Raw genomic sequence first — 25,519 nt, forward strand, 5'->3', positions numbered from 1 at the left:
GGTAGAGCACGGGATTGTGACTCCCGTTGTCGTGGGTTCGATCCCCATCGTCCACCCCATATTTCGAAAGGCGCCAGATGTAACAATCTGGCGCCTTTGCTTTAAAAAGCTTCATCTGCGGATGTGGTGGAATTGGTAGACACACTGGATTTAGGTTCCAGCGCCGCGAGGCGTAAGAGTTCGAGTCTCTTCATCCGCACCAATTAAAGCTTCATTCATGCCGCAGGCCTGATGAAGTTCAGCAAAGAAGTTGAATGGCTTTTTTGTGACGCAATATGGTGGGCGTAGCTCAGTTGGTAGAGCACGGGATTGTGACTCCCGTTGTCGTGGGTTCGATCCCCATCGTCCACCCCATATTTCGAAAGGCGCCAGATTTAACAGTCTGGCGCCTTTTTTGTTTTACGGCTGATGGTTTGTCGCGCAGCGTTTCGGGTCGAAGGGCAGGGCGTTTCGTCGTGTTCAGGGGCTTGCTGTCAGCGTGCCGACCGCCGGCCATGTTCGCGGGATCAGCCGTCAGGGAGATGGCTCGCAGTCTCTTCTATATATAGAAGCGGTTGAAGCAGAGCCTTGGCGTGATGGTCTTTATTCGTCTTCGAGGTGGAGTGCATTGCTGCATTCACACCTATAAATGGCCTGCTGTTTTTTTACCCGTTTTCAGTAGGGTGACTTCTTGAGTTTGACCCACTAGAATGCATGCCCTTGATTCTGGGGTCGGAAACGGCCGGCTAACGTCTGTGCAACGAGGAATATCCATGCAAGTTTCTGTTGAAAATACTACTGCTCTTGAGCGCCGCATGAGCGTCACCGTGCCGGCTGAGCGCATTGAGAGCCAGGTCAACAAGCGTCTGCAGCAGACTGCCCAAAAGGCCAAGATTGCTGGCTTCCGTCCAGGCAAAGTGCCAATGAGCGAAATCAAGCGCCGTTTCGGTGCTGACGCTCGTCAGGAAGCTGTTGGTGATGTCATCCAGTCCTCCTTCTACGAAGCCGTGGTTGAGCAGAAGCTGAACCCTGCCGGTTCGCCTTCGATCGAGCCGAAGTCGCTGGAAGCTGGCAAAGACCTGGAATACGTTGCCGTATTCGAAGTGTTCCCTGAGTTCACCGTTGCCGGTTTCGACGGCATCACTGTCGAGCGTCTGAGCGCTGAAGTGGCTGACGCCGATCTGGACAAGATGCTGGACATCCTGCGCAAGCAGAACACCCGTTTTGAAGTGGCCGATCGTGCTGCTCAGAACGAAGACCAGCTGAACATTGATTTCGTTGGCAAGGTTGACGGCGAAGCCTTCGCTGGCGGCTCGGCCAAAGGCACTCAGCTGGTGCTGGGTTCCGGTCGCATGATCCCGGGCTTCGAAGAAGGCCTGGTGGGCGCTAAAGCGGGCGAAGAGCGCGTTCTGAACCTGACCTTCCCTGAGGACTATCAGAACCTGGACCTGGCCGGCAAAACCGCCGAGTTCACCGTGACGGTCAACACCGTTTCCGAGCCTAAGCTGCCAGAGCTGAACGAAGAGTTCTTCGCTCAATTCGGCATCAAGGAAAGCGGCATCGACGGTTTCCGCACCGAAGTTCGCAAGAACATGGAGCGTGAGCTGCGTCAGGCCATCAAGTCCAAGGTAAAAAATCAGGTAATGGACGGTCTGCTGGCCACCAACCCGATCGAAGTGCCGAAGGCTCTGCTGTCCAACGAAGTTGACCGTCTGCGTGTGCAGGCTGTTCAGCAGTTCGGTGGCAACATCAAGCCTGACCAGCTGCCGGCCGAGCTGTTCGAAGAGCAAGCCAAGCGCCGTGTAGTGCTGGGTCTGATCGTGGCCGAAGTGGTCAAGCAATTCGACCTGAAGCCTGACGAAGCCCGCGTTCGCGAAATGATTCAGGAAATGGCTTCGGCTTACCAGGAACCTGAGCAGGTCGTGTCCTGGTACTACAAGAACGAGCAGCAACTGAACGAAGTTCGTTCGGTTGTGCTGGAAGAACAAGTTGTGGATACTGTTCTGCAGAAAGCTAGCGTGACCGACAAATCGGTCTCTTACGAAGAAGCGGTCAAGCCGGTAGAAGCTCCAAAAGCCGACTGATTGTTTTTGCGTTAAGAAGTACACACATAAGCCAGCCTTCGAGCTGGCTTATGCGTATTCAAGACATAACTATTTGGGAGTGACTGCAGAGCATGTTCCGTAATTCGTATATTCAGCAGAACTCTGATATCCAGGCCGCCGGCGGCCTGGTCCCGATGGTTGTCGAGCAATCTGCTCGTGGCGAGCGCGCCTATGACATCTACTCGCGCCTTCTGAAGGAGCGCGTCATTTTTCTGGTGGGTCCTGTAGAGGACTACATGGCCAACCTGATCTGTGCGCAATTGCTGTTCCTTGAAGCGGAAAACCCGGACAAGGACATCCATCTCTATATCAACTCCCCGGGCGGTTCGGTGACAGCGGGCATGTCGATCTACGACACCATGCAGTTCATCAAGCCAAACGTCTCGACGACGTGCATTGGTCAGGCGTGCAGCATGGGTGCATTCCTGCTGACGGCCGGTGCTCCAGGCAAGCGTTTCTGCCTGCCGAACTCGCGTGTGATGATTCACCAGCCCCTGGGCGGTTTCCAGGGCCAGGCCTCGGATATCGAAATCCATGCCAAGGAAATCCTCTTCATCCGCGAGCGTCTGAACACGCTGATGGCCAAGCACAGCGGTCGTACGCTTGAAGAAATCGAGCGTGACACCAACCGCGACAACTTCATGAGTGCAGAAGCTGCGAAGGAATACGGCCTGATCGACGAAGTCATCAACCAGCGTCCTGCGTAAAATAAGCAGCTCAAAATAAGGTGGGTCGGCAGGTCCGACCACCAGCGGGCTTGAAAAAGCCCGCAATAGCCTTCATCTTGTGTTGCAAGCCTATCGGATTTGGATCGAACGAATGACTGACACCCGCAACGGCGAGGACAACGGCAAGCTGCTCTATTGCTCCTTCTGTGGCAAAAGCCAGCATGAAGTGCGCAAATTGATTGCCGGCCCCTCGGTCTTTATCTGCGACGAGTGCGTCGACCTGTGCAATGACATCATCCGCGAGGAGGTGCAGGAAGCACAGGCCGAAAGCAGCGCGCATAAATTGCCTTCGCCTAAAGAAATCAGCGGCATCCTTGACCAGTATGTAATCGGTCAGGAGCGTGCGAAAAAGGTTCTGGCCGTAGCGGTGTACAACCACTACAAGCGCCTGAACCAGCGTGACAAGAAGGCTGACGACGTCGAACTCGGCAAGAGCAACATCCTGCTGATCGGCCCGACAGGCTCCGGTAAAACCCTGCTGGCCGAAACACTGGCCCGCCTGCTGAACGTTCCGTTCACCATCGCTGACGCAACCACCCTCACCGAGGCCGGTTACGTAGGTGAAGATGTCGAGAACATCATTCAGAAATTGCTGCAAAAGTGCGATTACGACGTGGAAAAGGCCCAGATGGGCATTGTCTACATCGACGAAATCGACAAGATTTCCCGCAAGTCCGACAACCCGTCGATCACCCGCGATGTTTCTGGTGAAGGCGTGCAGCAGGCCTTGCTCAAGTTGATCGAAGGCACGGTCGCTTCCGTTCCACCGCAAGGTGGTCGCAAGCATCCGCAGCAGGAATTCCTGCAGGTCGACACCCGTAACATCCTGTTCATCTGCGGTGGTGCGTTCTCTGGTCTGGAAAAGGTTATCCAAAACCGTTCCACCAAGGGCGGCATCGGTTTCAACGCAGAAGTGCGCAGCAAGGAAGAAGGCAAGAAAGTCGGTGAATCCCTGCGTGAAGTCGAGCCTGACGATCTGGTCAAGTTCGGTCTGATCCCGGAATTCGTCGGTCGTCTGCCGGTTCTCGCGACGCTGGACGAGCTCGACGAGGCTGCGTTGATGCAGATCCTCACCGAGCCGAAAAATGCTCTGACCAAACAGTATGCCAAGCTGTTCGAGATGGAAGGCGTGGATCTGGAGTTCCGGACCGACGCACTGAAATCGGTCGCCAAGCGTGCCCTGGAACGTAAAACCGGTGCCCGTGGCCTGCGTTCGATTCTCGAAGGTGTGCTGCTCGACACGATGTACGAAATCCCTTCGCAGTCTGAAGTGAGCAAAGTCGTCATCGATGAAAGCGTGATTGAAGGCAAGTCCAAGCCACTGTATATCTACGAAAACAGTGAGCCGACGGCCAAGGCAGCGCCGGACGCGTAAGCGTCCACACTGCCGGAACAAAGAAGGGGCCTTCGGGCCTCTTTTTTTTTATGTCGTTTTTTACATCCGCTTTGCGCTTGTTTTTTTTCAAGGCAGCCCCCATCTTGGTTTCAAGTTTAATTCCATCTGATTACGGCCATATGGCCGCCGTAGAGGCGAAATCATGAAGACAACCATCGAATTGCCTCTCCTGCCATTGCGTGATGTCGTGGTTTATCCGCACATGGTTATCCCGCTGTTCGTGGGGCGCGAGAAATCCATCGAAGCCCTCGAGGCCGCGATGACGGGCGACAAGCAGATCCTGCTGCTGGCCCAGAGAAACCCGGCTGACGATGATCCCGGTGAAGACGCTCTCTATCGCGTAGGTACTATCGCCACTGTGTTGCAGCTGCTGAAGCTGCCGGACGGCACCGTCAAGGTTCTGGTCGAAGGTGAGCAGCGCGGTGCTGTAGAGCGCTTCAGCGAAGTCGACGGGCATTGCCGCGCCGAAGTCTCGCTGATCGACGAAGTCGACGCCGCCGAGCGCGAATCCGAAGTGTTCGTGCGCAGCCTGCTGTCGCAGTTCGAACAATACGTGCAGTTGGGCAAGAAAGTCCCGGCTGAAGTCCTGTCGTCGCTCAACAGCATTGATGAGCCGGGTCGTCTGGTCGATACCATGGCCGCGCACATGGCGCTGAAGATCGAGCAGAAACAGGAAATCCTCGAAATAATCGATCTGTCGGCCCGGGTCGAGCACGTGCTCGCCTTGCTGGATGCCGAAATCGATCTGCTGCAAGTTGAAAAACGCATTCGCGGCCGCGTCAAAAAGCAAATGGAGCGCAGCCAGCGCGAGTACTACCTGAATGAGCAGATGAAGGCCATTCAGAAAGAGCTGGGCGACGGTGACGAAGGTCACAATGAAATCGAAGAGCTGAAAAAGCGCATCGATGCTGCCGGCCTGCCGAAAGATGCCTTGGCCAAAGCCACCGCCGAGCTGAACAAGCTCAAGCAAATGTCGCCGATGTCCGCTGAAGCCACCGTGGTGCGCTCCTACATCGACTGGCTGGTGCAGGTGCCGTGGAAGGCGCAAAGCAAGGTGCGCCTCGACCTGGCGCGTGCTGAAGACATTCTCGACGCCGATCACTACGGTCTCGAAGAGGTCAAGGAGCGCATCCTTGAATACCTCGCCGTGCAGAAGCGCGTGAAGAAGATCCGTGGCCCGGTGCTGTGCCTGGTGGGTCCTCCTGGCGTGGGTAAGACCTCGCTGGCAGAGTCGATTGCCCACGCCACCAACCGTAAATTTGTGCGTATGGCCCTCGGTGGCGTGCGTGATGAAGCGGAAATTCGGGGTCATCGTCGGACTTACATTGGTTCGATGCCAGGAAGATTGATTCAAAAGATGACAAAAGTGGGTGTGCGCAACCCGCTGTTCCTGCTCGATGAAATCGACAAAATGGGCAGCGACATGCGTGGCGACCCGGCGTCGGCGTTGCTGGAAGTGCTCGATCCGGAGCAGAACCACAACTTCAACGATCACTATCTGGAAGTCGATTACGACCTGTCCGATGTGATGTTCCTGTGCACCTCGAACTCGATGAACATCCCGCCGGCATTGCTGGACCGGATGGAAGTCATTCGTCTGCCGGGCTACACCGAAGACGAAAAGATCAACATCGCCGTAAAGTACCTGTCGCCCAAGCAGATTGCCGCCAATGGTCTGAAGAAAGGCGAGCTGGAATTCGATGAAGAAGCGATCCGCGACATCATCCGTTACTACACCCGTGAAGCCGGTGTGCGTGGCCTTGAACGTCAGATCGCCAAAGTCTGCCGCAAGGCTGTGAAAGAACATGCGCTGGAAAAACGCTTCTCGGTAAAAGTGACAGCTGACCTGCTCGAGCACTTCCTCGGCGTGCGTAAATTCCGCTACGGTCTGGCAGAGCAACAGGATCAGATCGGTCAGGTGACTGGCCTCGCGTGGACGCAGGTGGGCGGCGAATTGCTGACCATCGAAGCGGCTGTGGTACCGGGTAAAGGTCAGCTGATCAAGACCGGTTCGCTGGGCGATGTAATGGTCGAATCGATCACTGCGGCGCTGACCGTTGTGCGCAGCCGTGCCAAAAGCCTGGGCATTCCGCTGGACTTCCATGAGAAGCGCGACACGCACATTCACATGCCGGAAGGGGCGACCCCGAAAGACGGTCCGAGCGCGGGTGTAGGCATGTGCACCGCACTGGTTTCGGCATTGACCGGGATTCCGGTGCGCGCCGATGTCGCCATGACCGGCGAAATTACCCTGCGTGGCCAAGTGTTGGCGATTGGTGGTCTGAAGGAAAAACTGCTCGCGGCTCACCGTGGCGGAATCAAGATTGTGATTATTCCGGAAGAGAACGTGCGCGATCTGAAGGAGATTCCTGACAATATCAAGCAGGATCTGCAGATTAAACCGGTTAAATGGATTGACGAGGTCCTGCAAATTGCGCTGCAATACGCGCCGGAGCCCTTGCCGGATGTGGCTCCGGAGATAGTTTCCAAGGACGAAAAACGTGAGTCTGATTCAAAGGAAAGAATTAGCACGCATTAATACGTTTTTGCCTGGGGGGCTTCCTTGACAGCTTTTTAGAGCCCTTGTTATAAAGCGGCTCTTAAGTGTCTGTAGGCCATTCAGCACTCGTTTTTGCTTTCACCAAAAAACTTAGAATCATCTCAAAATAGATATAAGGGGACTTAGAGTGAACAAGTCGGAACTGATTGATGCTATCGCTGCATCCGCTGATATCCCGAAAGCTGCTGCTGGCCGTGCGCTGGACGCTGTAATCGAATCCGTCACTGGCGCTCTCAAGGCTGGCGACTCCGTTGTTCTGGTTGGTTTCGGCACTTTCTCCGTGACTGATCGTCCAGCTCGCGTTGGTCGTAACCCACAGACCGGCAAGACGCTGCAAATCGCTGCTGCTAAAAAGCCAGGTTTCAAAGCCGGTAAAGCACTGAAAGAAGCTGTTAACTAAGTTAGTTTGTTTCAGGTTTTTACCCATCCGGGTCGGGGTCATGCCTGACTTGGCAGCGGAGCGGTAGAGCAGGTCGCTGGAACAGCCGCCTGTAACGCCGGGATCGAGGGTTCGAGCCCTGTCCGCTCCGCCAGTTACGAGAAGGCGCATCCTCGGATGCGCCTTTCTTCTATCCGGATTCTACCCACGCTCCACGGTTGCCTAATTTTTGAAGTTCAACCGTTTCTGGGGGACGCATGCTGCAGAATATCAGGGACAATTCACAAGGCTGGATTGCCAAGACCATTATCGGGGTCATCGTTGCACTGATGGCTCTGACCGGTTTCGATGCCATTTTCAAGGCCACAACGCACACCAACGATGCGGCCAAGGTCAATGGTGAAGAAATCAGCCAGAACGAGCTGAGCCAGGCCGTTGACATGCAACGCCGTCAGCTGATGCAACAACTGGGCAAGGACTTCGATGCTTCCTTGCTTGACGAAAAAATGCTCCGCGAATCGGCCCTCAAGGGTCTGATCGATCGCAAGCTGCTGCTGCAAGGCGCAGAACAATCGAAATTCGCTTTCTCCGAAGGTGCACTGGATCAGGTGATCCTGCAGACCCCTGAATTCCAGGTGGACGGCAAGTTCAGCTCCGAGCGCTTCGACCAGGTGATTCGTCAACTGGGCTACACCCGCATGCAATTCCGCCAGATGCTGGCTCAGGAAATGCTGATCGGTCAGTTGCGCGCCGGTGTTGCCGGTAGCGGCTTCGTCACCGACGCCGAAGTGCTGGCATTTGCCCGTCTGGAAAAACAGACCCGCGATTTCGCTTCGCTGAACGTCAAGGCCGACCCGGCCGCGGTCAAGCTGACCGACGATGAGGTCAAGGCTTACTACGACGAGCACGCCAAGGAGTTCATGACCCCTGAGCAAGTGGTCGTCGATTATGTCGAGCTGAAGAAGTCTTCTTTCTTCGACCAGGTTGCGGTCAAGGATGAAGACCTGCAGGCGGCGTATCAGAAAGAGATCGCCAACCTGTCGGAACAGCGTCGTGCGGCGCACATCCTGATCGAAGTCAACGACAAGACCACCGACGCTCAGGCCAAGGCGAAGATCGAAGAAGTCCAGGCGCGTCTGGCCAAGGGCGAGAAATTCGAAGCGCTGGCCAAGGAGTTCTCGCAGGATCCGGGCTCGGCCAACAATGGCGGTGACCTCGGTTTTGCCGGTCCTGGCGTCTATGATCCAGCTTTCGAAAAAGCCCTGTACTCGCTGAACAAGGACCAGGTGTCCGAGCCGGTGCGTACCGACTTCGGTTACCACCTGATCAAGCTGCTGGGTGTTGAAGCGCCGGAAGTTCCGACCCTGGCCAGCCTGAAAGACAAGTTGACCCGCGAGCTGAAGACTCAACAGGTCGAGCAGCGTTTTGTCGAGGCGACCAAGCAACTGGAAGACTCGGCGTTCGAAGCGTCTGACCTGGCCCAGCCTGCGGCAGATCTGAAACTGACTGTGCACACCACCAAGCCATTCGGCCGTGAAGGTGGTGAAGGCATCGCCGCCAACCGCGCGGTGGTGACGGCTGCGTTCAGTCAGGAAGTGCTGGAAGAAAACGCCAACAGCACCGGTATCGAGCTGGACCCGGAAACCGTGGTCGTGCTGCGTGCCAAGGAACATCTGAAGCCTGAGCAGTTGCCACTCGAAGCGGTGAACACGGCGATCCGTGCCCAACTGACCAAAGAGCACGCCAGCGCTGCGGCCAAGACCAAGGCTGACCAGTTGATTGCTGGTCTGCGCGATGGCAAGACTGCACTGGACAAGGCGGTTGACGGCCAGAACTGGAAGGTTGTGACGGCGGCGACCCGTGCTCAGGAAGGGGTTGACCCGACTGTGCTGCAGGCGTTGTTCCGCATGCCGAAACCGGCAGCCAAGGGCAAGCCGACGTTCAGCAGCGTGACCTTGCAGGACGGTAGTCTGATGATTGTGCGTCTGGACGGTGTGAATGAAGCGGTAGCGCCGACTGATGAAGAGAAGGCGCAGTACCGTCGTTTCCTGGCTTCGCGTGAAGGTCAGCAGGATTTTGCGGCGTTCCGTAAGCAGTTGGAGAGTCAGGCGGACATCAAGAGGTATTGATGGTTGACTGAGTGGTAACAGGAAAGCCCCGATCTTATGGTCGGGGTTTTTTTTTCGCTTGGTTTTTGGGGCTTGGCGGCCTTTGGGCCGACCATGCTCTTGGGGATTGGGTGAATATCCGTTGCTTCGGGTGTGGCTTCTGGCGGTTTCGCTCTTACAGCGAGTCACCTTTTCCAGACGCCGAAAAGGTAACCCAAAAGGCTTGGCCCCGGCGTTCGGCCCTCGCCGTGGCTCGGGTTCCTTCGTTACGGGATTCATCCGGGGGCATCGCCTCCGGTTTGCTTCGCTGCACCTCCTCTCGATGTGTTTGGCTTCGCCAAACGGTCGCTGCGCTCCCACCCCCGGATAAACCCCTCCACTCAGCCTGCCGATGGGGCCGGCACGGCAAGATCAAGAGCTGCAGCCGAGCTTGCGCTCATCCTGTTGAGTGGTGAAAAGCGTGCGGTCGGCTTTTGCTTTTCTGTAGGAGTGAGCCTGCTCGCGATGGCGGCCTGACAGCCGACCAATCTCCAACTGCCTGCACTCAATCCCACTGTGGGAGCTGGCTTGCCAGCGAAGACGGCCGACTAGTCGCCCGACCCCTCACAGACAAACATCCCAATCACACAAACCCATAGCCCCGAGCCCTGAGTACCGCACTCAAAGTCAAAACCAGCAACCCCACAACAACCCACGGAAACCCCCCAACCCCCAGACTCCCCAGCAGCAAACCACCCGCCAAACCACCCCCGGCAATCCCGACATTCCACAGGGTCACCAGCATCGACTGCGCCGTATCGGCAGCCTCTCCAGCGGTTTTCGCCGAGGCAGTCTGCAGCAGCGAAGGCATCGCACCAAACGCCAATCCCCACACGGCGACGGCGATGTAGACCACGGTCGCCGATTCTCGCCACAGGCCCAAGGCGATGGCGGAGAGCATGAACAGCAGCGTGCTGATCAGCACCAGTTCGCGTAGCCAGCGATCGATCAGGCTGCCGACGATCCACAGGCTCAGCACTGAGGCGAGGCCGAACACCAGCAGCACCCGGTCGATATCGCTGGCCAGTCCCGACGGTTGCAGGAATGGTGCGATGTAGGTGTACAGCAGGTTGTGGGCGATCACGTAGGTCAAGGTCACGAACAACACCGAGCGTACGCCGGGCAGGGTGAAGACCTGACGTAGGGGCAGGCGTTTTCCTGCGTGTTCTCCGGCAAAGTCCGGCACTTGCCAGCGCACCCAGATCACCAGCAACAGCGTCAGCGCAGTCATGATGGCGAAGCTCAGGCGCCAGCCGACCAGTGTACCGAGCAGTGTTCCCGCCGGAATGCCCAGCGACAGCGCCAGCGGCGCGCCAAGCATGGCGACGGTGATCGCCCGGCCTTGCAGGTGTGGGGCAACCATGCGGCTGGCGTAGCCTGCCAGCAACGCCCACAGCAGCCCGGCAAATATCCCGGCGAGCAAGCGTGCGGTCAAAGTCAGCCAGTACCATTCCGACACGGCGGTGATGCTGTTGGCGATAGCGAAGCCGCCGATGGCTGACAGCAGCAATGGCCGACGACGCCAGCTGCGGGTGACGATGGTCAGCGGGATGGCGGCGAGCATCGAGCCAATCGCGTACAGGGTGACCAGTTGCCCGATCAGTGCCTGGGAGACATTCAGCCCCGCGCTCATTTGTGGCAGCAGGCCGGCGGGCACGGCTTCGGTCAGCACCGTGATGAAACCGGCGGTGGCCAGGGCCAGCAGGGCGCCGAGGGGCAATCGTTCGCGGGTGTCGACTGGCTGGGTGAGGGCCGAGGTCAGTTGTGCGTCGTTCATGAGTCAGCGTCCATGTGCCGAAGTGGGTGAAGGCCATAGGCTAGGGCGCTGCGCATTGGAGAAAAATGGGTTACGGTTCCGAACATATCGGACATGGATGTCGTGAATCGGAGGGGCGGAATGGACAGTCTGGGCAGTATTTCGGTGTTTGTTCAGGTCGCCGAGACCCGCAGTTTTACCGAGGCTGGGCGGCTGCAGGGCGTGTCGTCTTCAGCGGTGGGCAAAAGTATCGCCCGGCTGGAGGCGCGATTGGGCGTGCGGCTGTTTCATCGCACTACCCGCAGCATCACCCTGACCAGCGAGGGCGCGCTGTTCCTCGCACGCTGTCGCAAAATTCTTGCCGAGGTGGAAGCCGCCGAGTTCGAACTTTGCGATTCCGCCTCGCAGCCCCATGGCAAACTGCGCATCAGCCTGCCGCAGGTGCACGGGCTGGTAATGCCGGTGATGAATGAGTTCATGGCGCTGTACCCGCAGATCGAGCTGGATCTGGACCTGACTGATCGCATGGTCGACGTGGTCGAGGAGGGCTTCGATGCGGTGATTCGTACCGGTCAGCCACGAGATTCACGGCTGATGGCGCGGCCCTTGGGTGAGTTTCATATGGTGCTGGTGGCGAGCCCGTTGTATCTGCGGGAGCACGGCGTGCCGCAAACTCCCGCCGATCTGGCGGAGCACGCCTGCTTGCGGCACACCTTTCATGCCACTGGCAAGCTGGAGCCATGGCCATTGACTGGCGAGGAGGGCGCGCCGGAGCCGAGCTTGCCGACGCGGCTGGTCACCACTTCTATCGAAGCCGTCCATCATGCGGCGCTGGCAGGGATGGGTATCGCCTGCCTGCCGGATTTCATGACCCATGAGGATGTGGCGCAGGGGCGCTTGCAGCGAGTGCTGGATGCGCATATGCAGCACACCGGTCAGTTCTGGGTGTTGTGGCCCTCCAGTCGCCATGCCACCGCCAAATTGCGCGTCTTCATCGATCACTTGTCGCTGCGACTTTTTCCGGCAAACAAGGGTCAATAGGGTTGTAACGGCTTTAAGACACAATCCATGCGCCGCAGGGCCACGTTCTGTTGCACAATACGCCCCGGACTGTTTTTCCTCAGGATGTTCAATGTTGATTTCAACTCCCATGCGTGTCGTTGGGTTGGCGCTGTTGTTGACCGCTGTTGCTGGCTGTTCGAAGGACAAGCCGATCTATGAGCATGAGAACTTCGATGATTCCGGCACGTTCTCGCGCAATTATCCGGTGGCCGACACCGCGAGTTGCGAGGCGGCCCGTCGTGCGTTGCTCAGCCAAGGCTACATCATCACCAGCAGTGACCCGAAACTGGTCAGTGGCCACAAGAGTTTCCAGCAGACCGGGGAAACCCACCTGGAAATCAGCTTCAACGTGGTGTGTGCCGAAGATGGCAGTGCCAAGCACCATGCCACGGTGTTCGCCAATGCCCTGCAGGATCGCTACGCGTTGAAGAAGACCAACAACTCCGCCAGTCTCGGGGTTGGCGTATTGGGTTCGGTGTCGATGCCGATCGGTTCTTCGGACGATTCGATGGTCAAGGTCGCCAGCGAAACCGTGACCTCGCAGAAGTTCTACGAGCGGTTCTTCACGCTGGTTGAGTTGTTCCTGCCAGCCGATGCGAAAAAAGCCGCACACATCGAAGAAAAGCCCAAGACCGATCTCGGTGTGCCCGAGCCCAAGCCTGCCGCTGTAACGCCGGCAACACCTGCCCCGGCGGTAGAGGCTACGCCTGCGCCGCCGCCAGCCGGGATTGTCGAGCCTGCCCAAAACATGACGCCGGCAGCCCCGGCATCGACCCCGGCCCCGGTTGCGCCGACGCCAACGGGTTCTGAGCCAGTGGTGCCGCCGGCCGAGTCAGCGCCGATCACCCCGGCACCGAGTGCTGAACCTGCACCGGCCACCGAAACGATCACGCCGCCGGCCAACCCGACCAATATCCCGCCGCCATCGGAGCCGATTCCGGCGATGCAGTAACACACACATACATCCCATGTGGGAGCGGGCTTGCTCGCGAAAACGGTTGTTCAGTCACATCGATGCTGAATGTACTGACGCTTTCGCGAGCAAGCCCGCTCCCACATTTGTTTTGTGGTGTACTCAAATCTCGTTACATTCCCCCCGACAAAACTCCTGCGATAAATTCCTGACCACCTGCTACGTTTTATTCATGAAGGCGGGATGTCACTTTTCCTTCATACGGGCACGATAGGCTCGAGGCACTGGTCAGTTGACCGGGCTATTTTCAAACGGGCAGCAGGGGGATCACACGATGGACGACTATCAAGAAGAACTGCTCGAATTCCAGGCGTATGAACTGGATCAGCCAGAGCCGGCCGAAGACGCCACCGAGCTTTAAGGCGTCAGGCGGTTTTGCGATGACTGCGGCGAAACTCGCCGGGGGTCTGGCCGCTCCAGCGCTTGAAGGCGCGTTGAAACGCCTCGGCTGAAGCAAAGCCCAGCAGGTAGGCGATCTCGCCGAACGCCAGTTCGGTGTCGCGGATGTAGGTCATCGCCAGATCACGGCGGGTGTCGTTGAGGATCGCGCGAAACTGCGTGCCTTCTTCGGCCAGTTTGCGGCGCAAGGTCCAGGTCGGCAGCTTCAGGCGCGCCGCCACTTCTTCCAGGTCGGGCTCCCGGCCACCATTGAGCAACGGCCCCAACAGCTGAGTGATGCGTTCACGCAGGCTGCGGGTGCGGGTCAATTGCTCCAGTTCTCGTTCACACAATTGCAGCAGATGCCGCCAGGTACTCGGGCAGTGCTCGGGATTACGCTGTGCGAGGCTGTTCAGGTTCAGGCGCAATTGATTGCGTTCGGCGCCGAACTGGATTGGGCAGTCGCCCAAGACGTTGTAGGCGTCGCGATAGTCCGGCGCGTCAAATTCGATCTCGATGCGTTCGGCGCGCAGTGGCTCGCGACCGACGCTGGACAGCTGATGCAGCCAGCCGGCGATGATCGAATCCACTACAAAACGGTTATAGGCGTTGTACGGGCTGATCGAATAGAAGCGCAGCCACGCGCCATGAGCGTCTTCGTGAAAACTCGACTGCCCGCGATAGTTGGAGCCGTACAGCGGCTCGAAGCGGATCAGACAACGGGCGGCCTCGCGCACGGTCGGCGCCTGCGCGGCAGTGACCCCGGCGAGCCCGGCCTGACTCAAGCGGCTGAGCTGGCCCATGCGCAAGCCCAGTGCCGGATCGCCGGTCAACTGAATCGCGCTGTGCCCCAGACGCATGTAGCGCGGAATCGACAACCGCGCGCCGGCCTCGGCCAGTCGCGCAGCATCCAGCCCATATTGTTCGAGCAGCGGTTGCGGATCGGCACCTTGGCTGCGCACGGCATCAGCGAGGCTGTGCACGAAACCTACCGACAGATCCCCCAGGCGCATCGGCAGCGGCTTCATGGCTTACAACCAGATATTCAGCAGACGCGCGCCACGGGCTTCGCCATCGGCGAATTGCTGACCGTTGCTGCTGAGGAAGCTTTGTCCCGAACCAGGCTTGTCCCAGAACTGGCCGCGCAGGAACACGCTCATGCCGGCGATCGCACGACTGCTCGGCGGCTGCGCGGTCAGTGTCAGGCGATGCCAGGCCTGACCTTCACTGATTTCCCCGGGCTTGAGGCTGACCGACCCCGGTGTGCTCGAACCTTTATAGCCGGCCCACGGCTGATTCCAGGCGTCGTGGCCGACGACGAAGGCCGGCACCGCCACCAGTTGCGCGCCTTGCTCGTCGAGTCGGCGATAGTTGTCGGGGTACCAGCTGTCGCTGCCGATCAGCACCCCCAGACGCCCGGCCGGGGTCTCGATCACGTTGATCGCATGCTCGTCTTCGCTATTGATCACGTCGCGCTGTTCGAAGATCGGGTGCATCTGCCGCTGGGGCTGGCCCAACGGCACGCCATCACGGCCGAACACCACGCTGCTGTTGAACAGCGCGCCGCTGCCGGGCTTGAGCTGGCCGTCGCGGATGCTCGGTTCGGGCAGGACGATGGAGCCGGCCACCAGGGTCACGTGGAATTCCTTGGCCAGACCACCGAATAACGTCTGGTAATCCTTGGCCATGGCTTTGGACTTCATCCGTAGATGCGCGTCGTCAAGACGATTTTCGCCCTTGGCAGTGAGCCAGGCGCGGGCGAACAGCAACGGATTGCTCGCCGCCAGCCAGTTCATCGCTTCGACGAGGGTCGGCGCCTGATACAGCTCGTCTTTCTCGCCGCTGATCATCAGCCAGGTGCCGACATGCTCGGGCAGTACCACCACGGTTTTTTCGTTCAGCAGCCCCTGATCCTGTGCCTGCTGCAGATAAGCTGCGAGTTTGCGGTGCAGGCGCTCGGGACTTTGGTAGTCGGTCGGAAACAGTTCCGGCTGGATGCCCAGCAGATTGCCACGGTCGGCGGGCGTGCCCTGATCGACCGCCAGTTTGATGCGCAGGTCCGACAGGTAATGCCCCGCCGGCCGGTCCGCCGCCCACATGGCGTAGGTGGTCAGGGCGGCAACGATGGCCATGGAGAAAAACAGATACAGAAGTTTGCGCATGAAAACCAACAACAACCGGGTACAGGGTGTGGCGACTAGGGTAGGGCGCATACCTGCGCTTGCCAAGGGGCGCTGCGCATTTGGATCAATAAGTTGTCAGTTTCGGTCATTGAGTGACAGCAGTGCGACTCTTAGTCTGTCGAACATGACTGACGGGGGACGCAGAGCTCCCGCAATTTCCGTGATCGCACGTTGTGGAGTTACCGATGACCGCCGCTCATTACCCGCACCTGTTGGCCCCGCTGGACCTGGGATTCACCACGCTGCGCAACCGCACCCTGATGGGTTCGATGCACACTGGCCTTGAAGAAAAACCGGGTGGCTTCGAACGCATGGCGGCGTACTTCGCTGAGCGTGCCCGTGGCGGCGTCGGCCTGATGGTCACCGGCGGTATCGGCCCGAACGACGAGGGCGGCGTGTACTCCGGTGCAGCCAAGCTGACCACCGAGGAAGAAGCGCTCAAGCATCGCATCGTCACTCGCGCAGTGCACGAGGCGGGCGGCAAAATCTGCATGCAGATCCTCCACGCCGGGCGTTATGCCTACAGCCCGAAACAGGTGGCGCCGAGTGCGATTCAGGCGCCGATCAACCCGTTCAAGCCCAAAGAGCTGGACGAGGAGGGCATCGAGAAACAGATCAGCGATTTCGTCACCTGTTCGGTACTGGCGCAGAGCGCCGAGTATGACGGTGTGGAAATCATGGGCTCGGAAGGTTATTTCATTAACCAGTTTCTCGCTGCGCACACCAACCACCGTACCGACCGCTGGGGCGGCAGTTACGAAAACCGCATGCGCCTGCCGGTGGAAATCGTCCGCCGCGTGCGCGAAGCAGTCGGCCCGAACTTCATCATCATTTTCCGTTTGTCGATGCTCGATCTGGTCGAGGGCGGCAGCAGTTGGGAAGAGATCGTGACCCTGGCCAAAGCCATCGAGCAGGCCGGCGCGACCCTCATCAATACCGGCATCGGCTGGCACGAGGCGCGGATCCCGACCATCGCCACCAAAGTGCCGCGTGCGGCATTCAGCAAGGTCACCGCCAAATTGCGTGGTTCGGTGAACATTCCGCTGATCACCACCAACCGCATCAACACCCCGGAAATCGCCGAGCAGATCCTCGCTGAAGGCGATGCCGACATGGTCTCGATGGCGCGGCCGTTCCTCGCCGACCCGGACTTCGTCAACAAGGCCGCCGAAGGCCGCGCCGACGAAATCAACACCTGTATCGGTTGCAACCAGGCGTGCCTGGATCACACCTTTGGCGGCAAGCTCACCAGTTGCCTGGTCAACCCGCGAGCCTGTCACGAAACCGAGCTCAACTATTTGCCGGTGCAACAGATCAAGAAGATCGCCGTGGTCGGTGCCGGCCCTGCCGGTCTGTCCGCCGCGACCGTGGCCGCCGAGCGCGGTCATCAGGTAACCCTGTTCGATTCGGCCAGCGAAATCGGCGGCCAGTTCAACATCGCCAAGCGTGTGCCGGGCAAGGAAGAATTCTTCGAAACCCTGCGCTACTTCAAGCGCAAGCTGCAGACCACGAATGTCGAGGTGTGCCTGAATACTCGCGTCGACGTGGCGAAGCTGGTCGAGGGCGGTTACGACGAAATCATCCTCGCCACCGGCATCGCGCCGCGCGTGCCGGCGATTCCGGGCGTGGAGAATGCCAAGGTGCTGAGCTACCTGGACGTGATCCTCGAGCGCAAACCGGTGGGCAAGCGTGTCGCGGTGATTGGCGCGGGCGGCATCGGTTTCGATGTCTCGGAATTCCTTGTGCACGAAGGCGTGGCCACCAGTCTCGATCGCACCGCGTTCTGGAAAGAGTGGGGCATCGACACCCATCTGGAAGCCCGTGGTGGCGTGGCCGGGATCAAAGCAGCGCCGCACGCGCCGGCTCGCGAAGTGTTCCTGTTGCAGCGCAAGAAAACCAAGGTCGGTGATGGCCTGGGCAAGACCACCGGCTGGATTCACCGCACGGGCTTGAAGAACAAGCAAGTGCAGATGCTCAACAGCGTCGAATACCTGAAAATCGACGACGAAGGCCTGCACATCCGCATCGGCGAAACCGGCGAGCCGCAAGTGCTGGCGGTGGACAACATCGTGATCTGCGCCGGTCAGGATCCACTGCGGGATCTGCAGGACGGTCTGGTCGCAGCGGGGCAGAGTGTGCACCTGATCGGCGGCGCTGATGTGGCGGCCGAGCTGGATGCCAAGCGCGCGATCAATCAGGGGTCGCGTCTCGCCGCTGAACTTTAACCACCACGAATCCCCCCTGTGGGAGCGAGCCTGCTCCCACAGTGGATTGGCAGTGTGCGCAACATTTATGGATGGCACGGATCCTGTAGGAGTGAGCCTGCTCGCGATGGCGTCCTGTGAGCGACTAGAATGCCGGCTCTGCCTCGAATGATCAGTCGCCCATGCTTCTTCCTCCCGCCAACTGGCTACCTCAAGCCCCCCTCGAATTGCTTCAACTCGACTGGCTCACCAACGCCGGAATCGAGGTCGCGATCCTGCGTCTGGACCAGATCGACCCGCTGATCAGCGGCAACAAATGGTTCAAACTCACCGAACACCTCAAGGCCGCCGACCGCGCTGGCGCGCAGGGCATCATCAGCCTGGGTGGCGCGCATTCCAATCATCTGCATGCGCTGGCGGCGGCTGGCAAGCGTCTGGGCTTCAAAACAGTCGGCCTATTGCGTGGGCATCCGCAGCAGACGCCCACGGTTGCGGATTTGCAGGCGTTCGGCGTGCAACTGCACTGGCTCGGTTACGGTGGCTATCGGGCGCGGCATGAGCCCGGATTCTGGGAGCCTTGGCAGGCGCAGTTCCCGAATCTGCACGCAGTGCCAGAGGGTGGCGGCGGATTGGCCGGTGCCTTGGGCTGCAAAGCGCTCAAGGAGCAGGTCAACACGCAACTGAACAATCTGGGTTGGAGCGATTATCACGGCTGGTGGCTGGCCTGCGGCACCGGGACGACCCTGGCGGGGCTGGTGCTTGCCGAGGCGGGTGCACATCCGGTGTACGGCGCTCTGGCGGTGCCGGAAGATCATGGCGTGGCGGCGCAGGTGGAGGCGATTTTGCGCGAAGCCGGAATGGCCAATGCAGGTTATGAATTATTCGATGCCAGCCGTGGTGGTTTTGCCAAGGTTGATCCGTTGTTGCGGGAGTTTATTCAACTGTCCGAGCAGGCCGGCGGCCTACCGCTGGAGCCGCTGTATACCGGCAAGGCGTTGTTGGCGCTCAAGGAGCAGGTTGAAGCGGGCGGATTTGAGTCAGGCACCCGGCTGATCTTTGTGCACACGGGCGGTTTGCAGGGGCGGCGAGGTTTCACCACAAGATGAATGAGTAACCCTGTGGTGAGGGGATTTATCCCCGAGGGCAGCGCAGCGGCCCCTCATTGAACACGCAGTGAGTCTGATCCACCGTGTGCACAGGTTTTGGGGCCGCTTCGCAGCCCATCGGGGATGAATCCCCTCACTACAAGGGTCAAAACTTGGCATCAGCGTGGCGCGCGCTTGGGCATCATCCGCAGCAACGTGTTATCGCCCACCACATAATGGTGATAAAGCCCCGCCAGCGCATGCAGGCCGATCAGCCAGTAGCCGATATTGCCGATCAACACATGCCAGTGCTCCACCTGCTTGGCGAATGCCTTGTCTTCATGAACCAGCAGCGGCAGATCGAAACCGTAGAACATCACCTGATGCCCCTCGGCGCTGGTTATCAGCCAGCCGAGAATCGGCATGCTGATCATGAACAGGTACAACAACCAGTGCATCACCCGCGCCAGCAGAGTCTGCCATTGTGGCGATGCCGGGAAGATTTTCGGTGCCGGGCCAATGCTGCGCGCTACCAGGCGAAACCACACCAGCACGAACACGGTCAGGCCGAGCATGTAGTGCACTTCGCGGATCAGCGAGCGGCCGCCACTGCCTTTGGGAAAAATCCCGCGCAACTCCATGCTGGCATACACCAGGATCAACAGGACCAGCATCAGCCAGTGCAACAGCACGGACACGGTGCTGTAGCGGGATTCGGAACTTGTCCACGGCATACGGTGTTTCCTCACAGATCAGGGTCGCCACGTGCCGTTCTTGTGCGACGGCATGCTTTAACTGTAATCCGCTTTGGCGGATTTGCCTGAGGCTGATCGGAGTTTCACTGCGCTGAGTCAGGGCTTTAGCCAAAAAAAACGCCAGTGTCGCGAAGACCCTGGCGTTTTCTATTGTTTGACCAAACGCGCGATCAGCTCGATTGCGGCATCTCACCGTTGGCCAGACGCTTGTTGATGTCGGCAATCACTTCCGGCAGGTCGCTGATGGTGTCGATCATGTAGTGCGGGCGCGAATCGCCGAACAGCGCGTGGATGCGTTTGCGTTCGCTGGCCAGTTCGTCGCTGCCCAGCGCCCGGTAGCCGGCGTAGTCCAGGCCCAGCGCGTTACCCGAGCAGATCAGCGCCACGGTCCACATTCCGGCGCGACGACCTTCGAGGATGCCCGGCACGGTGTCATCGATCTTCACGCAGGCCGCGACGTCGTCGATGCCCAGGGCGATCACGTTGGCCAGGGCCTGAGCCGGCCATGGGCGACCGTTCGGCACTTCGTCGGTGGCGACTACATGGTCGGCGACGTAGCCGTTGGTAGCGGCCAGCGCCACGACCTTGTCCATCACCTGTTTCGGGTAGCCGGAGCAGGAACCGATCTTGATCCCTTGCTGGCGCAGGTTGGCGATGGTTTCCAGTGCGCCGGGAATCAGCGCCGAGTGCTCGGCGATCTTCTCGATCTGCAGCGGCATGAAGCGGTTGTAGATCGCGGTCACGTCATCGTCGGTCGGGGTGCGGCCGAACGCTTTGCGATAACGCTCGGCGACCTGCGGCTGATCGCACAGGGTACGGATGTGGTCCCACTTGCCCATGCCCATCGGGCCACGGGCTTCTTCGATGGACACCTGAACGTCGAACTCGGCGAAGGCTTCGACGAAGATCTGCGTTGGCGCGAACGAGCCGAAATCGACCACGGTGCCGGCCCAGTCGAGGATGGCGGCTTGCAGTTTGCTTGGGTTGGTGTAGTTCATGGCAATCAATTCCTGAGTTGGCAATACGGTTCAAAACTGTGGGAGCGGGCTTGCTCGCGAATGCGGCGGCACATTCAACATTGATGGCGGCTGACACTCCGCCTTCGCGAGCAAGCCCGCTCCCACAGGGGATTAGTGGTGTTTCAGATATCGAGGACTTCCATCTCGCGCAGCACTTCACCCACTGCCGCCACGGCCTGGCGCATTTGGTCCGGGTTGACGTGGCCGATGCAGCCGACGCGGAAGGTTTCGACCTGGGTCAGTTTGCCGGGGTAGAGGATGTAACCCTTGGCCTTGACCCGTTCGTAGAAGTCCTTGAACTGGTAGCGCGGATCTTGCGGGGCATGGAAGGTGGCGATGATCGGGGCCTGGATCGCTGCCGGCAGGAAGCTGCGCAGGCCGAGCTTGCCCATCTCTTCCATCAACGCCTGACAGTTGGCGGCGTAGCGCGCATGCCGCGCGGGCAGGCCACCTTCTTCGTTGTATTGCAACAGCGCTTCATGCAGCGCCGCGACCACATGAGTCGGCGGAGTGAAGCGCCACTGGCCGGTCTTCTGCATATACGTGTGCTGGTCATACAGGTCCATCGCCAGCGAATGCGAGTTGCCGGCCGCTGCTGCCAGCGATTCCTTGCGGGCGAAAACAAAACCCATCCCCGGCACACCTTCCAGGCACTTGCCGGAAGCGGCGATCAGCGCATCGAACGGCACTTTTTGCGCGTCCACCGGCAGTGCGCCGAACGAGCTCATGGCATCGATGATCAGGCGTTTGTCGTGTTGCGCGACGACCTCGGCGATTTCCGGCAACGGGTTGAGAATGCCGGTGCTGGTTTCGCAATGAATCAGCGCGACGTGGCTGATGTCGCCATCGGCGCGCAGCAGGCGGTCGACGTCGGCAGCGGTGGTCGGTTCGTCTTCGGCGGTTTCGAAGGTGCTGAACGAGCGGCCGAGCACTTCGCAGATCTTCGCCAGACGCTTGCCGTAGGCACCATTGATCAGCACCAGCACCTTGCCGTCACGCGGCACCAGTGTGCCGATGGCGGCTTCGACAGCGAAGGTGCCGCTGCCCTGCAAAGGCACGCAGTGGTGAGTGGCGGCGCCGTTGAGGATTGCCAGCAATTGCTCGCAGAGGCTGGCGGTCAGTTGATTGAAGCGGTCATCCCATGACCCCCAGTCGACCATCATTGCCTGGCGGGTGCGGGCCGAGGTGGTCAACGGGCCGGGAGTGAGCAGGATGGGTGCGGCAGTACTCATTCGTGTGTCCTCGCGATAGCGCTGTGGGATGAAGCTACGGGGCATACGTTGCAATTCGGCGGTCTATCAATCAAATTGTTTGTTGTTATGCCAGCCATCAGTGAGGGTTATCCATGAATCTGTTCCAGCTGCGCGCCTTCGACGCCGTGGCCCGGGAAGGCAGCTTTACCCGCGCCGCCGCGCGCCTGTTCATCAGTCAGCCGGCGGTCACCGGACACATCAAGGCGCTGGAGGAGCACTACCAGATCACCTTGCTGCGTCGCACCGCACGCCGGGTGGAACTGACCGAGGAGGGCACCAAACTGGCGGCGATCACCCGCGCCATGTTCGGTCTGGCCGAAGAAGCGCAGACCCTGCTCGAAGCCAACCGCCAATTGCTCACCGGGCGTCTGGAAGTGGCGGCGGACGGCCCGCACATGGTCATGCCGATGCTCGCCAGCCTGCGCGCACGCTATCCCGGAATCACGGTGAACCTGCGTCTGGGCAATGCGCAGGAAACCCTCGCCGCGCTGTTGTCCGAGCATGCGGACGTGGCGGTGCTGACCGAGGTCGAACCGCGCAAGGGCCTGCATCTGCAAGCGTTGAGCGAATCGCGGATCTGCGCGCTGGTGCCGGCGGCGCATGCGTGGGCGCAGCGTGCCGGCGAAGTAGAGCTCAAGGAGCTGGATCAGGTGATCATGGTGTTGCGCGAGCCGAGTTCGATCACCCGGCGCACCTTTGATCAGGCGTGTGCGCAGGCGACGGTCATTCCACGGGTGCTGCTGGAACTGGACAGCCGTGAGGCGGTGACCGAAGCGGTGGCGGCGGAGCTGGGGGTGGGTGTGGTGTCTTCGGTGGAGGTCAGCCATGACCCGCGGGTGGTGGCGATTCCGATCGTCGGCGACGGGTTGGTCAATCGGCACATGATTGGCTGCATGGAGCGGCGGCGGGAGTTGCGCCTGATTCAAGCGTTCTTCGGTCTGGCGCCAGGCTGATACACCGTGGTGCGTCCTTCGCGAGCAGGCTCGCTCCCACATTGGAATGCATTTCAACTGTGGGAGCGAGCCTGCTCGCGAAGGGACCAGACCGGTTTACCCAAGACTCTCGCGCACCATCTCGAGAAATGTCGCCACCACCCGCCGCGAACTCTGCTCGCGCAAGCACACCAGCGTCTCGGTCAACCGCCGGGTGCAATCGGTGATCGGCAACGCACACACCCGCGAATCCGCGCCAAACTCCGCCGCCGACACCACCCCCACACCGATCCCCACCACCACCGCCTCGCGCGCGGCTTCCCGGCCCTCGACCTGGATTGCCGGACGAATGCGAAAACCGGCGCGGGCCATTTCTTCTTCCAGAGTCTGGCGGGTTACCGAGCCGTGCTCGCGCAGCACCAGCGGCGTGTCATCGAGATCGGCCAGACAGATCGACTCGCGCTCGGCCCACGGGTGATGGCGCGAAACGAACGCCACCATCGGGTCGTTACGCAGCGGCACGCACAGCAGACGTTCATCAGTGACATCGCGCCCGAGCAGCGCCAGATCGGCCTGATAGTTGAACAGGCGAAACAGCGATTCATCGGTGTTACCGGTCTCGATCTTCACGCTGATCCCCGGATACCGCTCGCAGAACCGCGCGATTTGCGGCAGCACGTGTATCGGTGCGTCCACTGCGAGAATCAGGCTGCCAGTCTGCAACGCCTGGGATTCCTGCAGCAGTTCCTGGGCTTCAGCCTCGATCACAAACAGCCGCTGAGTAATCGCCAGCAGCCGCTCACCGAGATCGGTCAGGCGCACCGAACGCTTGTTGCGATGGAACAGCAACACACCAAAGCGCTCTTCGAGTTTGCGCACCTGGTCGGAAATTGCCGGTTGAGTGAGAAAAAGCCGTTCGGCGGCTTTGGTAAAGCTTCCATGCACGGCCACGGCGTGGAAGGCTTTGAGCTGGGCGTGGGACACCGACATGCAGCCTCCAGTAACAAGCTGAGCTTATGTGTGAAATACGATAAATCGATTTTATTTATTAAACAGTAATTGCTTTGATCCGCTCACGCCAGCGCTGACTGTCCGCTCGGACAGCAGCGTCGGCGATGAGCCTGTGCGTGCAACAACAGGACTCATCTGACCGCTATCGCCATCAGGGATGGGGCGCTGGCGCAGTGCTCAACAATAAAAAACACAGGCGTTTACTTAACGATTCTGCCGGCACACTCACACCCTGAGGTCAGAACCACAATGAACAAGCACATCGGCACCATTGCGCGTTGGCGCATGCAGATTTTCGCTGTCACCTGGCTCGCGTACGCCGCTTTCTATTTCACCCGCAAAGCGTTTTCGGTGGCCAAACTGGGCATCGCCGAAGACCCGACCTTCATGCTCGACAAGATGGCCATGGCCAACCTCGATGCGATCTATCTGGCGGCCTACGCCATCGGCCAATTCACCTGGGGCATGCTTGCCGACCGTTTCGGCCCGAGGGTCGTGGTGCTTGGCGGGCTGCTGATTTCTGCTGGCGCGGCATTGGTGATGGGCAGTTTCGCGACCTTGCCGATCTTCGCCACGTGCATGCTGATCCAGGGGCTGGCGCAGTCCACCGGCTGGTCGGGATTGTGTAAAAACCTTGGGAGTTTCTTCCCGGCGCAGCAGCGTGGGCGGGTGCTCGGATTGTGGAGCTCCTGCTACGCGTTTGGCGGTCTGGTGGCCTCGCCGTTCGCCGGCTGGTGGGCGTATACGCTGATGGGCACCTGGCACGCGGCGTTCATTTCCAGCGCGGCAGTGGTCGCGGTGGTGGCGGTGTTGTTCTTCATTTTTCAGCGCAACAAACCGGAAGACGTCGGCCTGCCGGCGGTTGAACCGGAGCCGGAACTCAGTGCCGCGGAAACCGAAGCCAACAGCAAGCTCAGCGTCTGGGAGCCGTTGAAGGAAATCCTGCGCAACCGCACGGTGCTGGTGCTGGGCCTGGCGTATTTCATGTTGAAACCGGCGCGTTACGCGATTCTGTTGTGGGGCCCGGTGATCGTCTTTGAGCAGATGCCAAGTGTCGGCAAGGTCGGCGCGGCGATCATTCCCACCTCGTTCGAACTGGCCGGTCTGCTCGGGCCGATCATGATCGGTCTGGCCTCGGACAAACTGTTCGGCGCCCGGCGCATGCCGGCCTGCGTCCTCAGTCTGCTGGCACTGACCGTAACGTTGGCGCTGTTCATGGGGGCGTTGCACACCGGCAGCGTGATGCTGGTGGTGGCGTTGCTGTTTGTCATGGGCCTGACCCTGTACGGGCCGGATTCGATGATCAGCGGCGCGGCGGCCATCGACTTCGGCAAGGCCAAGGCCGGTGCCACGGCAGCCGGTTTCGTCAACGGTTGCGGCTCGGTCGGCGCGGTGCTCGGCGGATTGCTGCCGGGTTACTTCGATTCGGTGACGGTGTTCATCGTCTTCGCCGGCTGCGCTTTGTTCTCGGCGCTGGTGCTGATTCCGCACTGGAACAGCCGCCCGGTCGGGGTGATGGAACCGCGCGCGGCCATTCCCAATTGCCCACTGACCATCAAACCCCTGCGTAACTGAAAACCCTTGCCCTGCGGCCTGCTGCGGCGCTCGCGGCAG

General features: G+C 59.8%; 19 protein-coding genes and 3 tRNA genes (1 of these 22 only partly in view). 15 read left to right on the plus strand and 7 right to left on the minus strand.

Annotation, left to right across the window (positions count from 1 at the left end; translation table 11 throughout):
• The 9 genes from AC3WMV_RS09895 to AC3WMV_RS09935 all read left to right on the plus strand — a co-directional run.
• Positions 1-59, plus strand: a tRNA-His gene (locus tag AC3WMV_RS09895) (it extends 117 nt beyond the left edge of the window).
• A 58-nt stretch (positions 60-117) separates the two neighbouring features.
• Positions 118-202: transfer RNA gene (locus AC3WMV_RS09900), tRNA-Leu, on the plus strand.
• Between the two features lie 76 nt (positions 203-278).
• Positions 279-354: transfer RNA gene (locus tag AC3WMV_RS09905), tRNA-His, on the plus strand.
• 398 nt (positions 355-752) lie between these two features.
• Complete coding sequence (gene tig, locus AC3WMV_RS09910; RefSeq protein WP_027614582.1) at positions 753-2,063, plus strand: trigger factor; 1,311 nt, start codon at positions 753-755, stop codon at positions 2,061-2,063.
• A gap of 92 nt (positions 2,064-2,155) precedes the next feature.
• Positions 2,156-2,791, plus strand: a complete 636-nt coding sequence (clpP, locus tag AC3WMV_RS09915) for an ATP-dependent Clp endopeptidase proteolytic subunit ClpP (RefSeq protein WP_007951559.1) — start codon at positions 2,156-2,158, stop codon at positions 2,789-2,791.
• A gap of 112 nt (positions 2,792-2,903) precedes the next feature.
• The gene (gene clpX / locus AC3WMV_RS09920; protein WP_003223632.1) at positions 2,904-4,187 is read left to right on the plus strand and encodes an ATP-dependent Clp protease ATP-binding subunit ClpX; all 1,284 of its coding nucleotides are present in this window, start codon (positions 2,904-2,906) and stop codon (positions 4,185-4,187) included.
• A gap of 163 nt (positions 4,188-4,350) precedes the next feature.
• Complete coding sequence (lon, locus tag AC3WMV_RS09925) at positions 4,351-6,747, plus strand: endopeptidase La (RefSeq protein ID WP_003223634.1); 2,397 nt, start codon at positions 4,351-4,353, stop codon at positions 6,745-6,747.
• A 148-nt stretch (positions 6,748-6,895) separates the two neighbouring features.
• The gene (locus AC3WMV_RS09930) at positions 6,896-7,168 is read left to right on the plus strand and encodes an HU family DNA-binding protein (RefSeq protein WP_008077714.1); all 273 of its coding nucleotides are present in this window, start codon (positions 6,896-6,898) and stop codon (positions 7,166-7,168) included.
• Positions 7,169-7,404: 236 nt separating this feature from the next.
• The gene (locus AC3WMV_RS09935) at positions 7,405-9,276 is read left to right on the plus strand and encodes a SurA N-terminal domain-containing protein (RefSeq protein WP_103369491.1); all 1,872 of its coding nucleotides are present in this window, start codon (positions 7,405-7,407) and stop codon (positions 9,274-9,276) included.
• 601 nt (positions 9,277-9,877) lie between these two features.
• On the opposite strand, the gene AC3WMV_RS09940 is transcribed toward AC3WMV_RS09935, so the two are convergent.
• Positions 9,878-11,071, minus strand: a complete 1,194-nt coding sequence (locus AC3WMV_RS09940; RefSeq protein ID WP_492561389.1) for an MFS transporter — start codon at positions 11,069-11,071, stop codon at positions 9,878-9,880.
• 120 nt (positions 11,072-11,191) lie between these two features.
• Here AC3WMV_RS09940 and AC3WMV_RS09945 point away from each other — a divergent pair, with 120 nt between their 5' ends.
• Both AC3WMV_RS09945 and AC3WMV_RS09950 read left to right on the plus strand, forming a co-directional pair.
• Positions 11,192-12,091, plus strand: coding sequence for a LysR family transcriptional regulator (locus AC3WMV_RS09945; RefSeq protein WP_103369256.1), 900 nt, complete (start codon positions 11,192-11,194; stop codon positions 12,089-12,091).
• Positions 12,092-12,182: 91 nt separating this feature from the next.
• Entirely contained in the window at positions 12,183-13,064 is an 882-nt protein-coding gene (locus AC3WMV_RS09950) for a DUF2242 domain-containing protein (protein ID WP_103369257.1), read from the plus strand.
• 386 nt (positions 13,065-13,450) lie between these two features.
• On the opposite strand, the gene AC3WMV_RS09955 is transcribed toward AC3WMV_RS09950, so the two are convergent.
• Both AC3WMV_RS09955 and AC3WMV_RS09960 read right to left on the minus strand, forming a co-directional pair.
• A complete protein-coding gene (locus AC3WMV_RS09955) occupies positions 13,451-14,491 on the minus strand; it encodes an AraC family transcriptional regulator (protein ID WP_103369258.1) in 1,041 nt (346 codons plus the stop codon).
• A gap of 3 nt (positions 14,492-14,494) precedes the next feature.
• Positions 14,495-15,625: a carbon-nitrogen hydrolase family protein gene (locus AC3WMV_RS09960; RefSeq protein ID WP_103369259.1), complete on the minus strand. Its 1,131-nt coding sequence runs from the start codon at positions 15,623-15,625 to the stop codon at positions 14,495-14,497.
• Between the two features lie 206 nt (positions 15,626-15,831).
• On the opposite strand from AC3WMV_RS09960, the gene AC3WMV_RS09965 reads away from it, so the two are divergent.
• The gene (locus tag AC3WMV_RS09965) at positions 15,832-17,871 is read left to right on the plus strand and encodes an oxidoreductase (protein ID WP_103369260.1); all 2,040 of its coding nucleotides are present in this window, start codon (positions 15,832-15,834) and stop codon (positions 17,869-17,871) included.
• Positions 17,872-18,032: 161 nt separating this feature from the next.
• A complete protein-coding gene (locus AC3WMV_RS09970) occupies positions 18,033-18,956 on the plus strand; it encodes a 1-aminocyclopropane-1-carboxylate deaminase/D-cysteine desulfhydrase (RefSeq protein ID WP_103369261.1) in 924 nt (307 codons plus the stop codon).
• 158 nt (positions 18,957-19,114) lie between these two features.
• Here AC3WMV_RS09970 and AC3WMV_RS09975 read toward each other — a convergent pair whose 3' ends face one another.
• The 3 genes from AC3WMV_RS09975 to AC3WMV_RS09985 form a co-directional block, all read right to left on the minus strand.
• A complete protein-coding gene (locus AC3WMV_RS09975) occupies positions 19,115-19,669 on the minus strand; it encodes a cytochrome b (RefSeq protein ID WP_096795691.1) in 555 nt (184 codons plus the stop codon).
• A 191-nt stretch (positions 19,670-19,860) separates the two neighbouring features.
• On the minus strand, positions 19,861-20,688 hold the full coding sequence (phnX, locus tag AC3WMV_RS09980) for a phosphonoacetaldehyde hydrolase (RefSeq protein WP_103369262.1): 828 nt from the start codon (positions 20,686-20,688) through the stop codon (positions 19,861-19,863).
• A 143-nt stretch (positions 20,689-20,831) separates the two neighbouring features.
• Complete coding sequence (locus AC3WMV_RS09985) at positions 20,832-21,941, minus strand: 2-aminoethylphosphonate--pyruvate transaminase (RefSeq protein ID WP_103369263.1); 1,110 nt, start codon at positions 21,939-21,941, stop codon at positions 20,832-20,834.
• A 113-nt stretch (positions 21,942-22,054) separates the two neighbouring features.
• Here AC3WMV_RS09985 and AC3WMV_RS09990 point away from each other — a divergent pair, with 113 nt between their 5' ends.
• Complete coding sequence (locus AC3WMV_RS09990; protein WP_103369264.1) at positions 22,055-22,915, plus strand: LysR substrate-binding domain-containing protein; 861 nt, start codon at positions 22,055-22,057, stop codon at positions 22,913-22,915.
• 96 nt (positions 22,916-23,011) lie between these two features.
• Here the strand turns inward: AC3WMV_RS09990 and AC3WMV_RS09995 are convergent, their stop codons facing one another.
• Positions 23,012-23,884 carry a LysR family transcriptional regulator gene (locus AC3WMV_RS09995; RefSeq protein WP_097088195.1) on the minus strand — a complete coding sequence of 291 codons (873 nt, stop codon included), beginning with the start codon at positions 23,882-23,884 and terminating at the stop codon, positions 23,012-23,014.
• Positions 23,885-24,154: 270 nt separating this feature from the next.
• On the opposite strand from AC3WMV_RS09995, the gene AC3WMV_RS10000 reads away from it, so the two are divergent.
• The gene (locus tag AC3WMV_RS10000; protein ID WP_103369265.1) at positions 24,155-25,480 is read left to right on the plus strand and encodes an MFS transporter; all 1,326 of its coding nucleotides are present in this window, start codon (positions 24,155-24,157) and stop codon (positions 25,478-25,480) included.
• The last annotated feature ends 39 nt before the right edge of the window (positions 25,481-25,519 follow it).

Source organism: Pseudomonas sp. FW305-3-2-15-E-TSA4 (assembly GCF_058787295.1).